The 15,993-nt window shown below is 51.7% G+C and carries 16 protein-coding genes and 2 pseudogenes; 6 read left to right on the forward strand and 12 right to left on the reverse strand.

What is annotated here, in order from left to right; translation table 11 throughout:
• Positions 1-508: 508 nt before the first annotated feature.
• A pseudogene (locus PDUR_RS30380) lies at positions 509-622 on the forward strand (IS630 family transposase); the annotation flags it as partial.
• An 89-nt stretch (positions 623-711) separates the two neighbouring features.
• On the opposite strand, the gene PDUR_RS25315 reads toward PDUR_RS30380, so the two are convergent.
• Complete coding sequence (locus tag PDUR_RS25315) at positions 712-1,344, reverse strand: copper amine oxidase N-terminal domain-containing protein (protein ID WP_042208681.1); 633 nt, start codon at positions 1,342-1,344, stop codon at positions 712-714.
• A gap of 161 nt (positions 1,345-1,505) precedes the next feature.
• Between PDUR_RS25315 and PDUR_RS28385 the strand changes: the two are divergent.
• Positions 1,506-1,664: pseudogene (locus PDUR_RS28385) on the forward strand (transposase); the annotation flags it as partial.
• Between the two features lie 322 nt (positions 1,665-1,986).
• On the opposite strand, the gene PDUR_RS25320 reads toward PDUR_RS28385, so the two are convergent.
• The 3 genes from PDUR_RS25320 to PDUR_RS25330 form a co-directional block, all read right to left on the reverse strand.
• Positions 1,987-2,739: a hypothetical protein gene (locus tag PDUR_RS25320; RefSeq protein WP_042208682.1), complete on the reverse strand. Its 753-nt coding sequence runs from the start codon at positions 2,737-2,739 to the stop codon at positions 1,987-1,989.
• 353 nt (positions 2,740-3,092) lie between these two features.
• Positions 3,093-3,344 (reverse strand): EamA family transporter, encoded by a 252-nt coding sequence (locus tag PDUR_RS25325; protein WP_042208683.1) that lies wholly within the window; start codon positions 3,342-3,344, stop codon positions 3,093-3,095.
• Positions 3,334-4,566 (reverse strand): multidrug effflux MFS transporter, encoded by a 1,233-nt coding sequence (locus PDUR_RS25330; protein WP_042208684.1) that lies wholly within the window; start codon positions 4,564-4,566, stop codon positions 3,334-3,336. The genes PDUR_RS25325 and PDUR_RS25330 overlap by 11 nt, the downstream gene beginning before the upstream one ends.
• A gap of 230 nt (positions 4,567-4,796) precedes the next feature.
• Between PDUR_RS25330 and PDUR_RS25335 the strand changes: the two genes are divergently transcribed.
• Entirely contained in the window at positions 4,797-6,596 is a 1,800-nt protein-coding gene (locus PDUR_RS25335; protein WP_042208685.1) for a hypothetical protein, read from the forward strand.
• Positions 6,597-6,683: 87 nt separating this feature from the next.
• Here PDUR_RS25335 and PDUR_RS25340 read toward each other — a convergent pair whose 3' ends face one another.
• The 7 genes from PDUR_RS25340 to PDUR_RS25370 all read right to left on the reverse strand — a co-directional run bounded on the left by PDUR_RS25340 (position 6,684) and on the right by PDUR_RS25370 (position 12,158).
• Entirely contained in the window at positions 6,684-7,427 is a 744-nt protein-coding gene (locus tag PDUR_RS25340) for an SDR family oxidoreductase (RefSeq protein WP_042208686.1), read from the reverse strand.
• A 61-nt stretch (positions 7,428-7,488) separates the two neighbouring features.
• Positions 7,489-8,391: an SDR family oxidoreductase gene (locus PDUR_RS25345; RefSeq protein ID WP_042208687.1), complete on the reverse strand. Its 903-nt coding sequence runs from the start codon at positions 8,389-8,391 to the stop codon at positions 7,489-7,491.
• A gap of 322 nt (positions 8,392-8,713) precedes the next feature.
• Positions 8,714-9,301, reverse strand: coding sequence for a TetR/AcrR family transcriptional regulator (locus PDUR_RS25350; protein ID WP_042208688.1), 588 nt, complete (start codon positions 9,299-9,301; stop codon positions 8,714-8,716).
• A gap of 294 nt (positions 9,302-9,595) precedes the next feature.
• The gene (locus tag PDUR_RS25355) at positions 9,596-10,207 is read right to left on the reverse strand and encodes an alpha/beta hydrolase (RefSeq protein WP_042208689.1); all 612 of its coding nucleotides are present in this window, start codon (positions 10,205-10,207) and stop codon (positions 9,596-9,598) included.
• Positions 10,204-11,154 (reverse strand): ring-cleaving dioxygenase, encoded by a 951-nt coding sequence (locus PDUR_RS25360; protein WP_042208690.1) that lies wholly within the window; start codon positions 11,152-11,154, stop codon positions 10,204-10,206. The genes PDUR_RS25355 and PDUR_RS25360 overlap by 4 nt, the downstream gene beginning before the upstream one ends.
• A 46-nt stretch (positions 11,155-11,200) precedes the next feature.
• The gene (locus PDUR_RS25365) at positions 11,201-11,596 is read right to left on the reverse strand and encodes a DoxX family protein (protein ID WP_025700743.1); all 396 of its coding nucleotides are present in this window, start codon (positions 11,594-11,596) and stop codon (positions 11,201-11,203) included.
• Positions 11,597-11,681: 85 nt separating this feature from the next.
• Complete coding sequence (locus tag PDUR_RS25370; RefSeq protein ID WP_042208691.1) at positions 11,682-12,158, reverse strand: MarR family winged helix-turn-helix transcriptional regulator; 477 nt, start codon at positions 12,156-12,158, stop codon at positions 11,682-11,684.
• A gap of 285 nt (positions 12,159-12,443) precedes the next feature.
• On the opposite strand from PDUR_RS25370, the gene PDUR_RS25375 reads away from it, so the two are divergent.
• From PDUR_RS25375 to PDUR_RS25385, 3 genes are all read left to right on the forward strand, one after another.
• Positions 12,444-13,151 carry a futalosine hydrolase gene (locus tag PDUR_RS25375; RefSeq protein ID WP_081949676.1) on the forward strand — a complete coding sequence of 236 codons (708 nt, stop codon included), beginning with the start codon at positions 12,444-12,446 and terminating at the stop codon, positions 13,149-13,151.
• Positions 13,148-13,999, forward strand: coding sequence for a 1,4-dihydroxy-6-naphtoate synthase (locus PDUR_RS25380; protein ID WP_042208692.1), 852 nt, complete (start codon positions 13,148-13,150; stop codon positions 13,997-13,999). Before PDUR_RS25375 ends, PDUR_RS25380 begins: the two co-directional genes overlap by 4 nt.
• A 281-nt stretch (positions 14,000-14,280) precedes the next feature.
• A complete protein-coding gene (locus PDUR_RS25385; protein ID WP_042208693.1) occupies positions 14,281-14,568 on the forward strand; it encodes a hypothetical protein in 288 nt (95 codons plus the stop codon).
• A 773-nt stretch (positions 14,569-15,341) separates the two neighbouring features.
• Here the strand turns inward: PDUR_RS25385 and PDUR_RS25395 are convergent.
• On the reverse strand, positions 15,342-15,887 hold the full coding sequence (locus PDUR_RS25395; RefSeq protein WP_042208695.1) for a GrpB family protein: 546 nt from the start codon (positions 15,885-15,887) through the stop codon (positions 15,342-15,344).
• Positions 15,888-15,993: the final 106 nt, after the last annotated feature.

Genomic DNA, 15,993 nt, shown 5'->3' on the forward strand with positions numbered 1-15,993 from the left:
GCCTCCGTTGAGAAACAGACACCCTCACCTGCTCGGTGATCTGATAGTTCAGCGGATTTTCAAGCATAGAAATCCGGTACATTCCTTTATTTTCATAATTTTTCCTGTTACTGTAATAAAAATGGAGATAGGTGAGGGGAAGTACCGATAAGGAAGGAGCATTGATTATGGTAAAAAAGCGGGCTTTGACTTTATTGGTTCTATGTACTGCAATTCACATTTCGGGTCCAGGGTTTGCGGCTTCATCTGTAAAGAGGGTCGAGTTATCCAAAACGCCAATTGATTATAGCCCCGTGCGGCCCGCAAGCTACTCGGGGGCTTGACCCCTCCCGCGACCGGACTTTCACCGGCTAGAAAGTGCGTGCTTATCTGGGCACGCGGCAACAAAAAAGAACACTTAGAAGGTGTTCTCGGTTCAAAAGATATTCGGTTATACCGGACATCCACTGTCCGCTGCCGCCTTATCATCGCGGTACTGTCTGAGGTCGCGTCAAGCGTCCGGTAATTCATGGAGGTTCACTACACGCCTAAACATGGCAGTTGGCTGAACGTGTCCGAAATTGAATTCAGTGTCATGACTTGGCAGTGTCTGGGTCAACGGATTCCTTCGATGGAGGCATTAACGAGAATTTCGAAGGCCGAGAAATCCGAGTAGCGACCGAGCTGATGCAGGTAAAACTGGAACAGTAAGAGGTTGCAGGGCAACCCTTATTATATCCCAAAACTTGCTCCTGGAAACACTGTATAACGATCCAAATATTTAGCGGAGTTTGGTACGGCCTTCACCGACTTAATTTTACCTTCCTCAAAAGTAAAATTCCATTTTTCCACTTTAACTTTATAATCATCTTCTGCAGTCACACGTTGAACAATTCTCACGGTAAGGCCGTTGGTTTCGCGCGCGACAGCTTTTATATCAACAATGCTCCCCATATTGTAAGTGCCGGTAGGAAAACTTTCATTGTAGATATCAGTCGTGAAATTGGAGGTAACTAGATCAAGCACCCCTTGGTGATTTCTCTCGTCATAGGCCATGATCCACTTGTAAGCCAAATTCCGCTCCGAAACATATTGGACACTACTATCTTCCAGCTTAAAGTTTGGATCAGACTCTACGTAAACGGTCTTGCTCTTATTATCCCATTGGATATCAACTCCAAGCCCTTCAGAGATTGCCCGTATTGGAACATAAACAGATCCATCAATGATTTTAGGCTGTGTACTGGTTTTGACTTGATTACTGTTAACAAATATTTTTGGAACTGCAGTCGCTGCGTAAGCTCCAGCACTAAATACAACAGTCAAAACCAATCCTGCTAATCCTACTTTCATTGGACTTTTCATGTAAATCTCCTTCAAAGTTTTCTTTTTTAGAATAGACGTAAATTACACTTATATGTTTCTATAAAATCAATTATTTGTAAAAAGGGATTTGTGGCTTGACTAATCTTTATTAATTTCAGCCAAATGTAAAAGGAGCTTCCCCTAGTAGTGAAAACTACTGTTCTCACCTCATCAAAAAAGACTTTCCCTAGATCAAAACGAAGCTGTGGAAAGAATATTTTTGGTCGCAAAGCTTCTGCTTAACTACTGTGGGTGGTGCACCTTTGGACGTACTGAAGGCGTACATCGAGAATCAAGGGAAGGAGGCGAAAACCAGATGATCCGATGTGTCAAAACACTGTTTCACACCTCTAAAACGGATTTGGAAAACGGCTATTTGCGTGCAACCGCATATCAGCGGAAGTTTGGAATCAGTGTTTATCGGTAGCCAAAGACTATGCCCTACAGTACGATGGAAAATGGATCGGAAAAACCGAACTTCAAGCGGCGCTCAAAAATCAGTTTCCTCTGCATTCCCAGTCTGTACAGGCGGTCTGCCATAAATATCTTTTTGCCAGATAGCCAACCTATGTGCTTATCAAAAGTAACGGTAGGCGCTGGTAAGAAACTCCTATTTCTAAACGAATTGTAAGCAGGGGAGGTTCATTCTGCAATAAATTGCTTCTTGCCGAGATCTAATTTATAATGTATTTCCTTAGCATCCTTTTCAGGCGTACCAGCTCCTATTGGAGGATACACGACTAATTGTTCGTTTTGATTAAAGGGCTTTTTCTCTAGTTCAGTATATAAGAGCGTGTTAGATGTTTTTTCTCCTTTCCGTATCTCTATAGGAAATACATCCCTATTTTGTATATTTACTGCAAAAACATATGCTTCAAGACCATGCCCAGTACGATATTGCGGGGTTAATAAATAAATATCTGCTTCTTTAAAGCTCACTTTATCAAAAGGTAATATTTCATCAGTTGGCTGTACATACAAAAAGGCAGGTAACTCTAAAAGAACGTTATCATTATTACCCTGCCGATAGACAATTTTATAATTGCTTTGAAATGTCTGATCGCCCTCAGCTCCCAGAACACTTGAAGCAATGAGATGTCCACGCTCTTCCCTGTTTCCAGAAATCATTAATATCTTTCCATCTTCAAGATCTGCTTCTGCTCGGGTAGAAAGCGTTTCACTAACAGAGTCTAAAGAAATAGAATCGGAAAGAATCGATTTCGGAAACTGGCTAGCTATACCCGCGTCTTTTTCAGCAGGAGCAACCGTAGACTTTGGAGAAAAGGACGTTACTGTTGCTGCGGATGATTCAGAGGCAGGTTTATCACCTGCCCCGCTTGACTGGTTACTACATGCTAAAAGCAAGTTAAGGGACAGTAACGAAGATAGCATCATTATTTTTCTATTTATTGAAAATTCCTCCCTTAAATAGTAATTATTATACTGATAGTATGCAATAACCTCAAGAAATAAGTTTAAAAATTGTTTTTTATTCTATAAAAATATGCAACTTATCGGTAAAAAATAGAATGGAGAAACATATGGTCCGAACCCTGCCGGGGCGACTTCTCCGAAGGGCTGGCGGCTGTGAAAAACTCCGAGGGGTAATGGAGATGCTGGTAATTTCAGTGAAGGATTAGCCATTACATATAATTCGAGTGGAAAGATCGGCTTTAGAAATAGCCTCGGCAGCATGCCGCGGCTAAACGCGTTTCATCGAGCTTCAGCTCCCTGTCAACTCCGCAGGTTTACTTGAGCATTTCGGGCAATGCCGGTTTAAGTTCCCTTTTGTTCAACGGCCTTCCTTGACCGGCCCCGATCAGCATGATGCTCAGCAGAATGATCCCTAGCCCGGCCACCGTATTTAAATAGACCGATTCATGCAGAAAAATGACTCCCCACAGCATCCCGAACACCGGGACGAGAAAGGTTACGCTCACCGTTCTGACTGCGCCGACACTTGCGATCAGCTGGAAATAAAGCAGGCCTTCATCCGGCACGTCCCTTTCTTCTCGCCAGCAGGCCGTAGGACAGCACCGCGCATATGCTTGCAGCAGCAATTACCGTCCCCATCGGCAGCGCGTTCTCCCCGCCTCCCATGCCTACAAGCGGAGACACAAGCCCGCCTGTCAGCAGCGGAAGCAATCCAAGCATGGCGGAGGCGCTGCCCGCATTCTCTCCCTGATCCTGCATCGCCAGCGAAAAAGTGGTCGTCCCCACGACCCCCACACTTGAGACGATAGCGAATAATGCAATCAGCAGCAGCGGAAGCCCGCTGGCCGTTACAATCGAGTACATAAGGAGCAGCCCGCCCAATAAGCACTGAAGAAGCCCCCATACTAGCAGCCTCGTTTCTCCAATCCGTCCCGACAGCTTGCCGGCGATTTGTCCGGTGATGATGATGCCGAGGCCGTTCACGGCGAAGATCACGCTGTATATTTGCGGAGATACGCCGAAAATATTTTGCAGAACGAAGGACGAACCCGAAATATAGGCGAACATCGCCCCAAAGACAAAGCTTTGCGACAGGACATAACCCATAAATTTTGGATTGCGCAGCAGCTTCCCGAAGGTCGTCAGCGTTTCCTTAAGCCCTCCCTTAGAGCGGCGGTCCAGCGGAAGGGTCTCCGGCAGGCGAAGCCAGATGGTCAGGCAAAAAATCACGCCCGCTCCGAACAGCACGAAAAAAACGCCCTGCCATGTCGTAAACCGCAGCAGCTGTCCGCCGATTACCGGCGCCGCGATCGGCCCCAGGCCGTTAACGACCATCAGCAGCGCGAAGAACCGGGTCAGTTCGGAACCTGAGTAGAGATCACGGACGGCGGCCCGGGATATGACGACTCCGACCGAACCGGACAGTCCCTGGATCAGACGCATGGCCACCAAGAAGCCGATGGAAGGGCTGAATGCGCAGAGCAGCGAGGAAAGGGCATATACGGCCATCCCGATCATCAGCGGGCGGCGGCGTCCGTATACATCGCTCAGCGGCCCGGAGAACAGCTGCCCAAGCGCCAGTCCGATCAAAAAACAGCTTAGACTGAGCTGTGCGAGCGCGGGCGAAGTTTCAAACGATCTTCCAAGCTCCGGAAGCGCGGGCAAATACATGTCGATTGACAGCGGCCCGATGGTGGCGACCGCGCCCAGAATAACAGCCAGCTGAAGCCTTAGCCTCCGGGAAGACCGGACGGTGGCTGGATTAATTCCACTTGCTTTCGTGTTCATATCCGTTTTTCTACCTTTCTATTACAACCAAGTAAGGCCGTTTATGTATTTCTTCATACTACCCGAGACTAGCCGAAAAGTTCAATCCAAAGTTTGAGAATGTATTTTTCCCGGCCTGCCGCTGGTTCGTCTCACGGTTCTCCACGATTTGAAATCCATATTCAGGGTATCTTAAGCTCGGGCTTTTATAATGGCTGTATTTCATGACAAGAATGAGAGGAGAATAGCCCGTGAGCCTGATTAAAAACCATAAATGGATCGCCGCCCTGGCCTTGGCGCTGCTGATATCGCTGGGCATTAGCATATATTCCTTGGCAAAAGTAAGCGGCGGCAGCGCCCCCGATACCGGTGCCGGCATGCAGCAACGCGGCGGCGAAGGAGCCTCCTTCCGCAGCGGAGAGCGAGGCGTGTTCCCTGGGAACCGGAACGGATCGCAAGCCGCTGGGCAGCAGAGCAGATGGGAGGGCGGTCTGCGGAGCGCGGCCAGCGCAGGTGATTCCAGTGCGGCAGGCGATTTCGACGGCTGGCCGCAGAGCACAGCAGAAGGCGGTTCACAGAACGCGGCAAGCGGCGGCAAGGACAGCTCCGCCCAAGGACAAAACGGCGGCCAACAGAGCGAAGTGCCGGGCGATCCGCAGAATGCAGCGGACGGCAGCGGTTCCGGCTCCGGATTCACACGCCCTTCCGGGATGAACCCCGGCGGATTCGGCAGCGACGGCCAGTACGGATTGGCGCTGGCCGTCTACGCGGCGCTGTTCGCCGGGCTGCTGGGGGCGGCCTTCTACTACGCGAAGGCGGGCAGGCTGCGCATTAACGAGAGCCGCAGAGGGCTACTCATTGGCCTGCTGCTTGCCGTGGGCCTATTCTTGAAGCTTGCCGCCGCCCCCTGGATTTCCGGGTACCGGGGCGACATCCGCTTTTTTACGACCTGGGCGCAGGAGGCGGCACACGGCCTTGGCTCCTTTTACGAGAACAGCTCCAGCGATTACCCGCCGCTATACATATACATCCTGTACGCTACCGGCAAAATCGTCACGCTGCCGCAAATCGAATCCTTTTTCCTGACGCTGATCAAGCTGCCCTCCATAATCGCGGATGCGGTTACCGCCTGGTTGTTGTATAAGGCGGCCAGCCGCCGCCTCCCATTTGAGACAGCGCTCCTGATTGCCGGATTCTACATGTTCAACCCGGCGGTGCTGATCAACGCCACCTTCTGGGGACAAGTCGATTCCTTTTTCACGATGATCGTAGTCGCGGCCGTTCTTGCGGTGACCCGGCGGAAGCTTGGCTGGGGGGCCTTTTTCCTCACGCTCTCGATTCTGATGAAACCGCAGGGCATTATTTATTCGCCGGTACTGCTGTTCGCGCTTCTCCGGACAGGCAAGCCCGGGCCATGGCTGAAAGCGGCGGCGATTGCCGCCGTGACGACCGTTATCATCGCGCTGCCTTTCTCTGCGGGTAAAAATCCGCTGTGGCTCTATCAGTTGTACAGCAGCACGGTGGGCGAGTATCCGTACGCTTCAGTCAATGCCTTTAATCTGTTCGGACTGCTCGGGGCCAACTATAAGAATTCTTCATCTATATTCCTGTTCTTCAGCTACCATGTCTGGAGCATGATCTTTATCGCCGCCGCCACGCTTCTGTCAGGCTGGTATTACTTGCGCAGCCGCAATGCGGCATTCGCTTCGCTATCAGCCCTGCTGCTGATATCCGGCGTGTTCACCTTCTCGTCCAGCATGCATGAGCGCTATTTATTCCCGGCGGCGGCACTGGCGCTGCTCGCCTGCGTTTATTTTCAAGACAAGCGCCTTCTGTGGATGGCCTTCGGCTTCAGCGCGACGATCTTCCTCAACACCTATGCCGTCTATTACGGGTATACGAGCCGCGGCGGCCATGTCGGCTTCCTGCTGTTCTTCTCGGCGCTGATCAACATCGCCCTGTGTATCCTGCTTGTCAGGGTGATGCTTGATCGGTCGCGGCAGCCGAATGCTTTAAGTCTCGAAGCGGCTCTCCTTCCGGAGCAGGTATAGCTGCATTTCTGTCCGATTACACGAACAAAACGCAGCAGTACTCCAAGACTTTATTTCTATGTCCCGGAGTGCTGCTGCTATTTTTTCTTAAATAAATCCGCCATTAACACGAATGGTCTGCCCCGTTACCCACTGCGATTCCGGGCTGGCTAGAAACAGCACTACATTCGAAATATCTTCTGCCTCTCCTAGACGTCCAAACGAATTGGAGTTACCCACCGCCTTGATCTGCTCCTCCGTTTTCCCTGCAGTAAAGAGCTCCGTGTTCACCGGACCGGGCGCTACCGCATTAATGGTAATCCCTTTCGGTCCGAGTTCTTTTGCCAATTGACGGGTGAACTGCTCCACGGCTCCCTTCGTTCCGGTATAGGTGCTGTAGGTCGGGAACATCTGGCCTATCACCGATGTCGAGAAGTTAATGATACGCCCGTTCTCCTTCATGTGCAGCGCCGCCTGCTGAATGGCGAAGAAAGTCCCTTTGACATTAATCGCGAACTGCTTGTCGAAATCATCTTCCGTAATGCTCGTAAGCGGTTTGGTAATCATGATGCCCGCGTTGTTAACGAGGATATCCACCTGCCCGTATGCTTCCAGCGTCTTCTGGAACAAGCTCTCGACCTCCGCCACCTTGCTGATATCCGCTTGAATCGCTAGTGCTTCTCCACCATTACGCTTAATTCCAGCTGCCACGTCCTCCGCTTTGGCCGGGCTGCTCGCGTAATTAACGACAACCTTCGCCCCGTGAGCTGCCAGCTCCTCCGCAATTTTTTGGCCTATTCCGCGCGATGCGCCCGTTACCAAAGCTACTTTGCCTGCAAGATTCTTTTCCATTGTATATCCCATCCTTTGTGGTATTGTTTTTCATTTCTTACTTCAAGAAAACAATCGATTACTACAAAACGGCCGGTTTCAACAGCTCCTCCAAACCAAGGCGATGCACGAATTCAATGCGCAGCTTCTCGGACAGCTCGGTCACTTCAGCCGCGCCGTCGTTCACGAAATCGATGACCGAACGTGCCGGACGGCTGCCAGCCGGCAGGCTGACGATTCGGGCCACTTCGTCCGCAACCGCTTGCGGATCTGCGTCAGGCGGAGTCAAGGCACTTAAGCGGTCCCCTACCTCGTCGAGCAGGTAATTAATGCGGTCATAGGCTGCGGAGGTCTGCTCATCCTGCGGATGGCCCGCGCTTGGAAAATGGGATGTCCCTTGCGTAAAAGCGCCGGGTACGACGAACGATGTTTCGATGCCGAACTTCGCAACTTCGTAAGCCATCGTCTGGGCCAGGGAATCCATTGCCGCTTTGGCAGCTACATAAGGTCCAAGGAACGGCGGGAAGCCGCCGCGTACGGTCGTGCTGCTGATCCAGAGCAGCAGGCCGGATTGCTGCGCCCGCATGTACGGCAGCGCCGCCCGGTTTACCCTCTGCGTACCAAGGACATTCGTATCGAACACCTTGACTATTTCCTCCGGCGAGAACGCTTCGACAACCCCGACGACCAAGTGGCCGGCATTATGCATAACAACGTCCAATCTTCCTTGCTCCTCTACGATCGTCTGTACCGCACGATCCGCGGATTCCTGCGACAGTACATCCAGCTCCACGGCCTTCAGCTTATACCCATTCACTGCGGCGTAATCATGAAGGGCTTTCGCTTTCGAAGCATTGCGCCCCTCTACGTCACGCATGCTGGCATATACCGTATGACCAGAAGCAGCGAGCGAGCGGGCGGATAAATTTCCGATTCCGGTGCCTGCGCCTGTTACGAGTACAACGTTTTGTTTGCTTTGAGTCATGTTTAACATCTCCTTTTGGGGGTTGGGCTGTGCCCTATCGTTCAGAATCTCGTTTGCGTGTTCTTGTTGTTCTTGATGATTTGATTATAGAATGACATAAAACAAATGTCAACTAACAAAATTATATTTTTGTCATTCATCACGCGGCGATCTCTGCAACCCTTCACAAACTTTAATCCCGCAAGTTTTGATCTTGATAAATAGGGCGCCCATAAGTTCCTCGAAGTCGGTGTCCGCGGCCCAAATACTCTACCAACGAAAAAAATACGCCTCTTAGAAACAAACACCCGGAATAACCCGTTCTGTTTCTAAAAGGCGTATTTTACTTAAGTCCGGAAAGGAGCAAGCGCCATACCGTATCGAAGTCATCGTCGATCGTCTCTGACGACCACTCATGGGCATGGGCAGGATGATGAAATTTAGTTGTTGCCTGGAAAACTGCCCTTGCAATAGCATCAGCCGAACCCGGCTTGAACTCGCCCGTCTGCATGCCGCGTTCGATGATCGATGCAACCTGCTTTATCAAGCGATCGATATGCAGCGTAATAATTTTGCCTGTTTCCAGCGTAACGGCTCCATACATGACAAACATTTCGGCATCATCCACCGCATACTTCCGCTTCTTACCTATGAGCGTCTCCAGCCATAAGAGCAGCTGCTCCGCAGCGCTCCCTTTAGCCGTACCTGCAATCTCCTCCAAAGGCTCGGCAACGCTTTTGTCCAGCCACCTCTCCGTAACGGCCTCCCGCAAAGCAGCTTTGCTCGCGAAATGCCGATATAGCGTTCCGTGACTGACTTGAAGAAATTTGGCTATATCTATAACCGAGGTTTTATCTGGTCCATAACGCCTCAGCACCTGTTCTGCGGCATCTAAAATCATGTCTTTCGTTAATGGCAAATCATTGGTCATATTACTGAAGAGCAACCATCCTATGTATTAGCTGTTAGCTCATTATTGGATTGCTCCCGCCCCCCTTCTGTTTATTATCATAGCACAAGAAATAATCAATACAAATATCAATATCTTTATTTTGTCATTTATTATAAACAGACGATACCTCATGAGGGTCACTATCACGAAAAAAAAGAACGCAGAACCGGCGCCCTCGCCCCTAATCCTGCGTTCTCCTTTATGTTAACGGGCCGCCCTGCAGCAAAGCGTCGCAGAACCATCCCGGAATTGCCCGGGCAAACGCCCGGTGCATCAGTTAAAGCTTTGACCGTCCAGCCAGTCCTTCGCCGCTTCCGCTTCGGCGGCGCTCAGCCGGTGTCCCTGGCTGCTCCAGTGCAATGTCACGTCCGCGCCCGCGCTTGCCAGCATCTCATGAAGCTCCTTAGTCTCCGCGACTGAGACTAGGGGATCGTTAACGCCTGCCCCGATGAAGACGGAAACACCGCCTAAAGGCTGAGGAGTGAGTCCCCGCAGCGGAACCATCGGATGCAGCAGCACTGCGGAAGAAAAGAGGTTTCCGTAATGCATCAGCAGACTGCCCGCGATATTGGCTCCGTTGGAATAGCCGACGGCCGTAAGCCGGGCGGGATCGAAGCCGTATTTTGCCGCCGCCTCGTCCAGAAAGGCTTTCAGCTCATGTGTCCGAGCGACCAGGTCGGCTTCGTCGAATACACCTTCCGACAGACGCCGGAAGAAACGGGGCATCCCGTTCTCCAGCACGTTGCCCCGGATACCGAGCAAGGATGAGCCCGGCGACAGCATCTCGGCGAGTGGCAGCATATCATGCTCGTTGCCGCCCGTCCCGTGAAACAGTACAAGCGTCGGCTTCGAGGAATCGGAACCTTGCCGGAAGATATGAATCATTCCGCCTTCACCTCAATTTCCCGCACCTCAAAAGGAGCCAGATTGCTCTCAATCTCCGCCCGGTGCGGCTCATACCATGCTGGGAGCATCAGCTTTTCGCCCAGATGTTCCGGTTCCTCATCGTTCGCAAAGCCTGGAGGATCCGTCGCAATCTCGAACAGGATGCCGCCCTCTTCACGGAAGTAGATGGCGTTGAAGTAATTCCGGTCTTGCACCGGAGTCACATGAAAGCCCCGGCTCTGTACGAATTCTCTCCACTCCAGTTGCTCCGCGTCGTCTTTGGCGCGCCATGCGATATGATGCACCGTACCGCTTCCCCCCGCCCCAAAAGGCAGCGGGTCGGTCTTGATATCGATAATGTTGCCGTACGGCCCCTCCGCTCTAAAGCGCACATAACCGTCTCCTTCGGCGATTCGTTCAAAACCGAGCGTATTGACCAGCGTATCTTCCGTGCTCGCCGGATTTATGCTGTACAGCACGGCTCCGCCAAACCCCTTAATGGCATGCTCTACCGGAATTCCTCCGAACGACCAAGCGCTCAAAGGCCCTTCTTCCCGCTCCACCAGTTCGACCCGCAGGCCGTCGTAATCAGCCAGGGAAAGATAGGTCTCCCCGATGCGATGAACAGTGGTATACGGGATGTCATAGGCTTGAAGCCGTTCTTCCCAGAATCCGAGCGAACCGGCAGGCACTGCATAGGTCGTCACACCGACCATGCCGCTGCCGATTCTTCCCTTACGTCCGATAGGCGAAGGAAAGAACGTGATGATCGTGCCCGGAGTTCCGCTTTCGTTGCCAAAGTACAGGTGATAGACCTCCGGCGCGTCGAAATTGACTGTTTTTTTCACGAGCCGCAAACCAAGAATGCCTGCATAAAAGTCCGCGTTCCGCTGAGCGTCCTGAACGAACGCTGTAATATGGTGAATCCCTGCAGTTTGAAGTGTCATAATAATTATTCTCCTCTCGGTATTAGAAATTAGAAGGTCAATCGGATTAGAACAACAGATGATCCAGCGAGATAGAGCCAGGACCCGCCAGCGCGACACCCGCCGCTACAACAAGCAACGTCAATGGATATTCATAACCGTTTGCAGTGGCCCAGAAACCATTGGATAAATGTACCTTCATCGCTCCGGCCATGGCCAAGATCAGCATCACGGCCCCAACCGGTGTGAACAGCCCTGCCGCGAACAATAATCCGCCTCCAAGCTCAAGAATTCCGGCCAGGACTGCCATCGCCACACCCGGCTTAATGCCGACCGATTCCATCCATCCGCCTGTTCCCTTAGGGCCGTAGCCTCCGAACCAACCGAACAGCTTCTGCGCTCCATGGCCGATAAAAGCAACACCGATAAACAAACGAATCAACAGCAATCCTACACTAATCATTTTTAACTCTCTCCATTCTCTTGTGTTTAATATTCTTAACTTTAAGATATTTGGCAAAAATATATGGGGCTTCCCGGCAATTAAGCTAGGAACCGGCCCCTTTACCAAGCAGCTTCAACCATTCGGTCGCCTGCTCCTTCTCTTCCGTGTTCAGTCCGGCCATCATTCCGTGAATCATCGCTACATGCTTCGGAAAAATTTCGTCGAACAGCCTCCGGCCCTCTTCGGTAATCTCAGCGTATGTCACGCGGCGGTCCTCACTGCAGGGAACGCGCTTCAGCAGCCCCTTCTTCTCCAGCTTGTCGATGTTATAGGTGATGCTTCCGCTGGTGACCAGAATCTTCTCTCCGATCTGCTGCAGCGGAATGCGGGTTCTGTGATAGAGCACCTCAAGCACCATAAACTCGGCGGATGACAGCCCGTAGCTCTTCATATCCTTGACCGCCCGGTCCATCAGACTCCGGTAGGCTTTGGACAGAACCACGAATAACTTCAGCGATGCCGCTTCATCCTTGCCCCGTACATCTCCGGCTACGATCAGCTCCTCTTTCGGTCCGCTCATTTCAATCACCTCCGTGTTCATCAAGTATCTTTAAGATAATTATCTTTAAGTTAAGATAAATATACATCCTTATTTTTATTTTGTCAACACTCTTTGCAAAATAAACCTGAGGCGCTTTATATATAGGCCGTAAATTGACCTGACCTCCAAAAGGGCGTATCCTTTTCTTTGCGAAAAAAAGATAAGAAGATATAGGCAGGAACGCTTCAATTCGTGTATATCTTGTACCCGTGAGTGTCTGGAATCCAATTTTGCAAAATACCGATAATTAAGGAGGGCTGCGCGGTGACTTCCCGCTTTGACCCCGGCTATGCCGGAGAACAAGATTTATCCAAGCCAGGACAAGCCCTCCCGGGTGTTCTGATCGTAACCGCCGTGGAGGCCGAGGCCGAGGCCGTCCGGCGCGGTCTCGGCGGCGCGGACGGCTTCACCGTCATCGCCGCGGGCGCGGGCCCTGCCGCAGCAGCGGCCGGAACCGCCGCCGCGCTTGCAGCCGGCTCCTACGGCTGCGTCGTCAGCGCCGGGATCGGCGGCGGCTTCCCCGGCAGGGCAGCGCTCGGCTCGCTGGTCGTTGCCAGCGAGCTCGTCCATGCCGACCTCGGGGCCGAGACGCCCGAGGGCTTCCGCAGCGCGGCCGAGCTCGGCTTCGGCCGCACGCATTACCCGGCCGATACGGGCCGGGCAGCGAGGCTCGCCGCCGGACTTGCGGCGGCGGGGCTTGACGTGAGCACGGGACCCGTGCTCACGGTCTCGGCGGCGACCGGCTCCGCAGAGACGGCCGCAGCCCTGGCGGCGCGCGTGCCTGGCGCGGCCGCCGAGGCCATGGAAGGCTGCGGGGTCGCCGCAGCCGCCCTGGCGCGGAATCTCCCGGTGCTGGAGATTCGCGCGATCTCGAACCCGGTCGGTCCCCGCGACCGGGACGCCTGGCGCATCGGCGAGGCGCTGGAAGCGCTCGCCGCCGCCGGGCCCATCCTATCGGAGGTGCTGAAATGACCGCAGAACTAAATATTGCTTATTCGCCTTGCCCCAACGATACATTTGTCTTTCACGCCTGGGCGCACGGACTCGTACCGGGCGCGCCGAAGCTGAATGTCACCTACGCCGACATCGACATTACGAACGGTCTTGCCGCAGACGGCACAGGCCCTGAGCTGCTGAAAATCTCTTATGCCGCCCTGCCTTGGGCGCTGGACCGGTATAAACTGCTGCCCTGCGGCGGCGCGCTTGGCCGGGGCTGCGGGCCGCTGCTGCTGACCAAGGGCGGTCCGCAGGACGCCAACAGCACGTCGGCGCTGTCCGGCCGCCGCGTCGCCGTGCCCAGCGAGCGCTCCACCGCCTACCTGCTGTTTCGGCTGTGGGCGGCGCAGCAGGTGCCGGGAGGCATCGGCGAAATCGTCGTCATGCCTTTTCATGAGATTATGCCTGCCGTACGGGACGGCGCAATCGACGCCGGACTCGTCATCCACGAGGCCCGCTTCACCTATACCTCTTACGGGCTGCACATGCTGGTCGACCTTGGAAGCTGGTGGGAGAGCGATACGGGACTTCCTATCCCGCTCGGCGCGATTATCGCCCGCCGCGATCTGGACACAGACGCCGTCAGCGGCTGGATTCGCACCTCTCTCCGTCACGCCTGGGACAACCCGGAAGCTTCGCGGGAGTATGTACTGAGCCATGCTCAAGAGCTGTCTCCCCAGGTAGCCAAGTCACATATCGATTTGTATGTGAATGATTTTACGATGGATCTGGGCGAGAGCGGCTATGCCGCCATATCGGCTCTGCTGGACCGGGCGGCGGGTGAAGGGCTCGTCCCCCCAATCGATTCGGCGCTGCTGCGTTAGCTGCACGGCAGCCGCCAAACCGCAAGTCCCCCCGGGAATGCTTCCTGCTGAAGCGTTCCCGGGGATTTTTTGCGTGAACAAGCCGTTTCCTCATCAGGGCAGCACCAATGAACGCATTTCAGAACCTCTAGGCTTCCTGCCGTTTATACTACCACTATTACTACGTAATACCCTTTGTAAGCCCTTTCTATCAAAATGTACGTTACTCTACGTCATTCGTCGTAGCTTCGATAGATTACCAACATAGAATATACTATCAAATGGTAAAGGAGGTTATCAGGATGGCCATCTTGTTACCGCAGCAATTCTTCAACCTGCCGGCAGGCGTAGGCAAATCTTTTTACGAGAATCTTACCGGAGGAATTAATGCCGCTGTCACCGTACAAAACAACTCCGCTTTCCCTGTCGATCTTGTGCTTTACAGCGTAAACGCGCCTGTCATCACTTATACGATTCCCGCATTCAACAGCCTTACAATCGCAGTTAATCTGCTTCTGGTTGCCGCACTTCGCGCTTCCGCCGCCGGAGCGGTCTTCGGCTTCATTCAAGTTGCTACTTCGGATTTCTAATGATTCGCCGCTGACAGCAAGCTCCGCAGCTGCATTTGGTTTCCCCCACTCTTCCTGCATCCACTTTCAGCTCCGGGCCTTATAGCCCGGGGCTTTTTTTACGAAATCCCGCCTGTTAGTCTTCTCTACTTTAAGCAAGCCTTCACTCTTTTTCGTGTTTCAAGCCCCAGCCATAACAGCAAAGATTGATAGAAATTAAGTAGCAGTAAAATAACCAGGACGACGCCCTCATTATCCCATTCATTACTAATTAACTTGAAAATATAATATGAAGAAAAGTTATACCCCGCGCTAAGAATCCAAACAAATTCTGGACCTAGGAAACTAGGAGAGTCATGATAACTGGTGTAATTTAATAAACATAAGAACCAAATTACAATTCCAATGATTGATATCAAACTATATGACAATAAATTACCAAGAATTTTGCCCGAATCTACTCCAAATATAAATCCGAATGCGATATATAATAAATTTAGAACTACATAAAAAATGATTGACCCTTGATCAGAAAAAAATATATTTAAGATTTTATCCGAGTTAATCATCATAAAGACAACGAATATTAATAAGGAAATATGAAACGCCGTAGACATGATATTATTATATTTCAAAATCTTACTCCTCCCAGACTTGGACCTCAGCGGCCCAGAGCACCCATGCTTTTTGATCCCACTTGCTCAGCAGCTCTGCAATGGACTTACTTATTTTCGCATCGACAAATTTGACTGCTTCCATTCCCCGTCCTCCTTGCCGTTAAAAATCATATACACTCACACATCTGTCTTTCCGGGCCTCCAGCCTGTTTCTTGTGACCAAATGTGGGCTTTCTGCAAAATATCCCATACAATCGGACCTTTTCCTTCAACATACTTCGGCCGGTCGTTCTTATAAAGATTCATCAGTCGATGTTTTTCTTGAATATATCGTTGACGATCCTCTGAGGAATAACGAAGGTAATCTCGAAAAAGCAATGTCAATTGCTCTGAATAACTCCCTGCCTGTCTAACATGAATATGAGTCCTTCTATTACCTGGTACCTCGCGAAAATACTTTTTAGTTCTATCCGGATTCTCTGGTCTTAGTTCAAATCCATTTTTCTCAATCAACCATTTGTAACTTGACTCGTCCTCAATGTTTTCGACAGAAATCTGAATGTCAATAATGGGCTTTGCATCCATACCTATAATGGAAGTTGAACCGACATGATCAATTCGAATGGCCCATCCCCCTAATGAATGCCTTAGCTTTAATCCAATTTCAAGAAAAAGATCCCTCCATTCAGCGTCAAATGGGGCTATCCGCCATTGATCTTCCATAATCAGCCTCCTTTGAGTCATCATTTCTTTCAATCTTACTAACCCCATACCTAGAATTGTCTGCCTACAACCGCTTCGTTGAAATCTCTACTGCAGACCCATGACG

Source organism: Paenibacillus durus (genome assembly GCF_000756615.1).
Classification (GTDB): domain Bacteria; phylum Bacillota; class Bacilli; order Paenibacillales; family Paenibacillaceae; genus Paenibacillus_AQ; species Paenibacillus_AQ durus.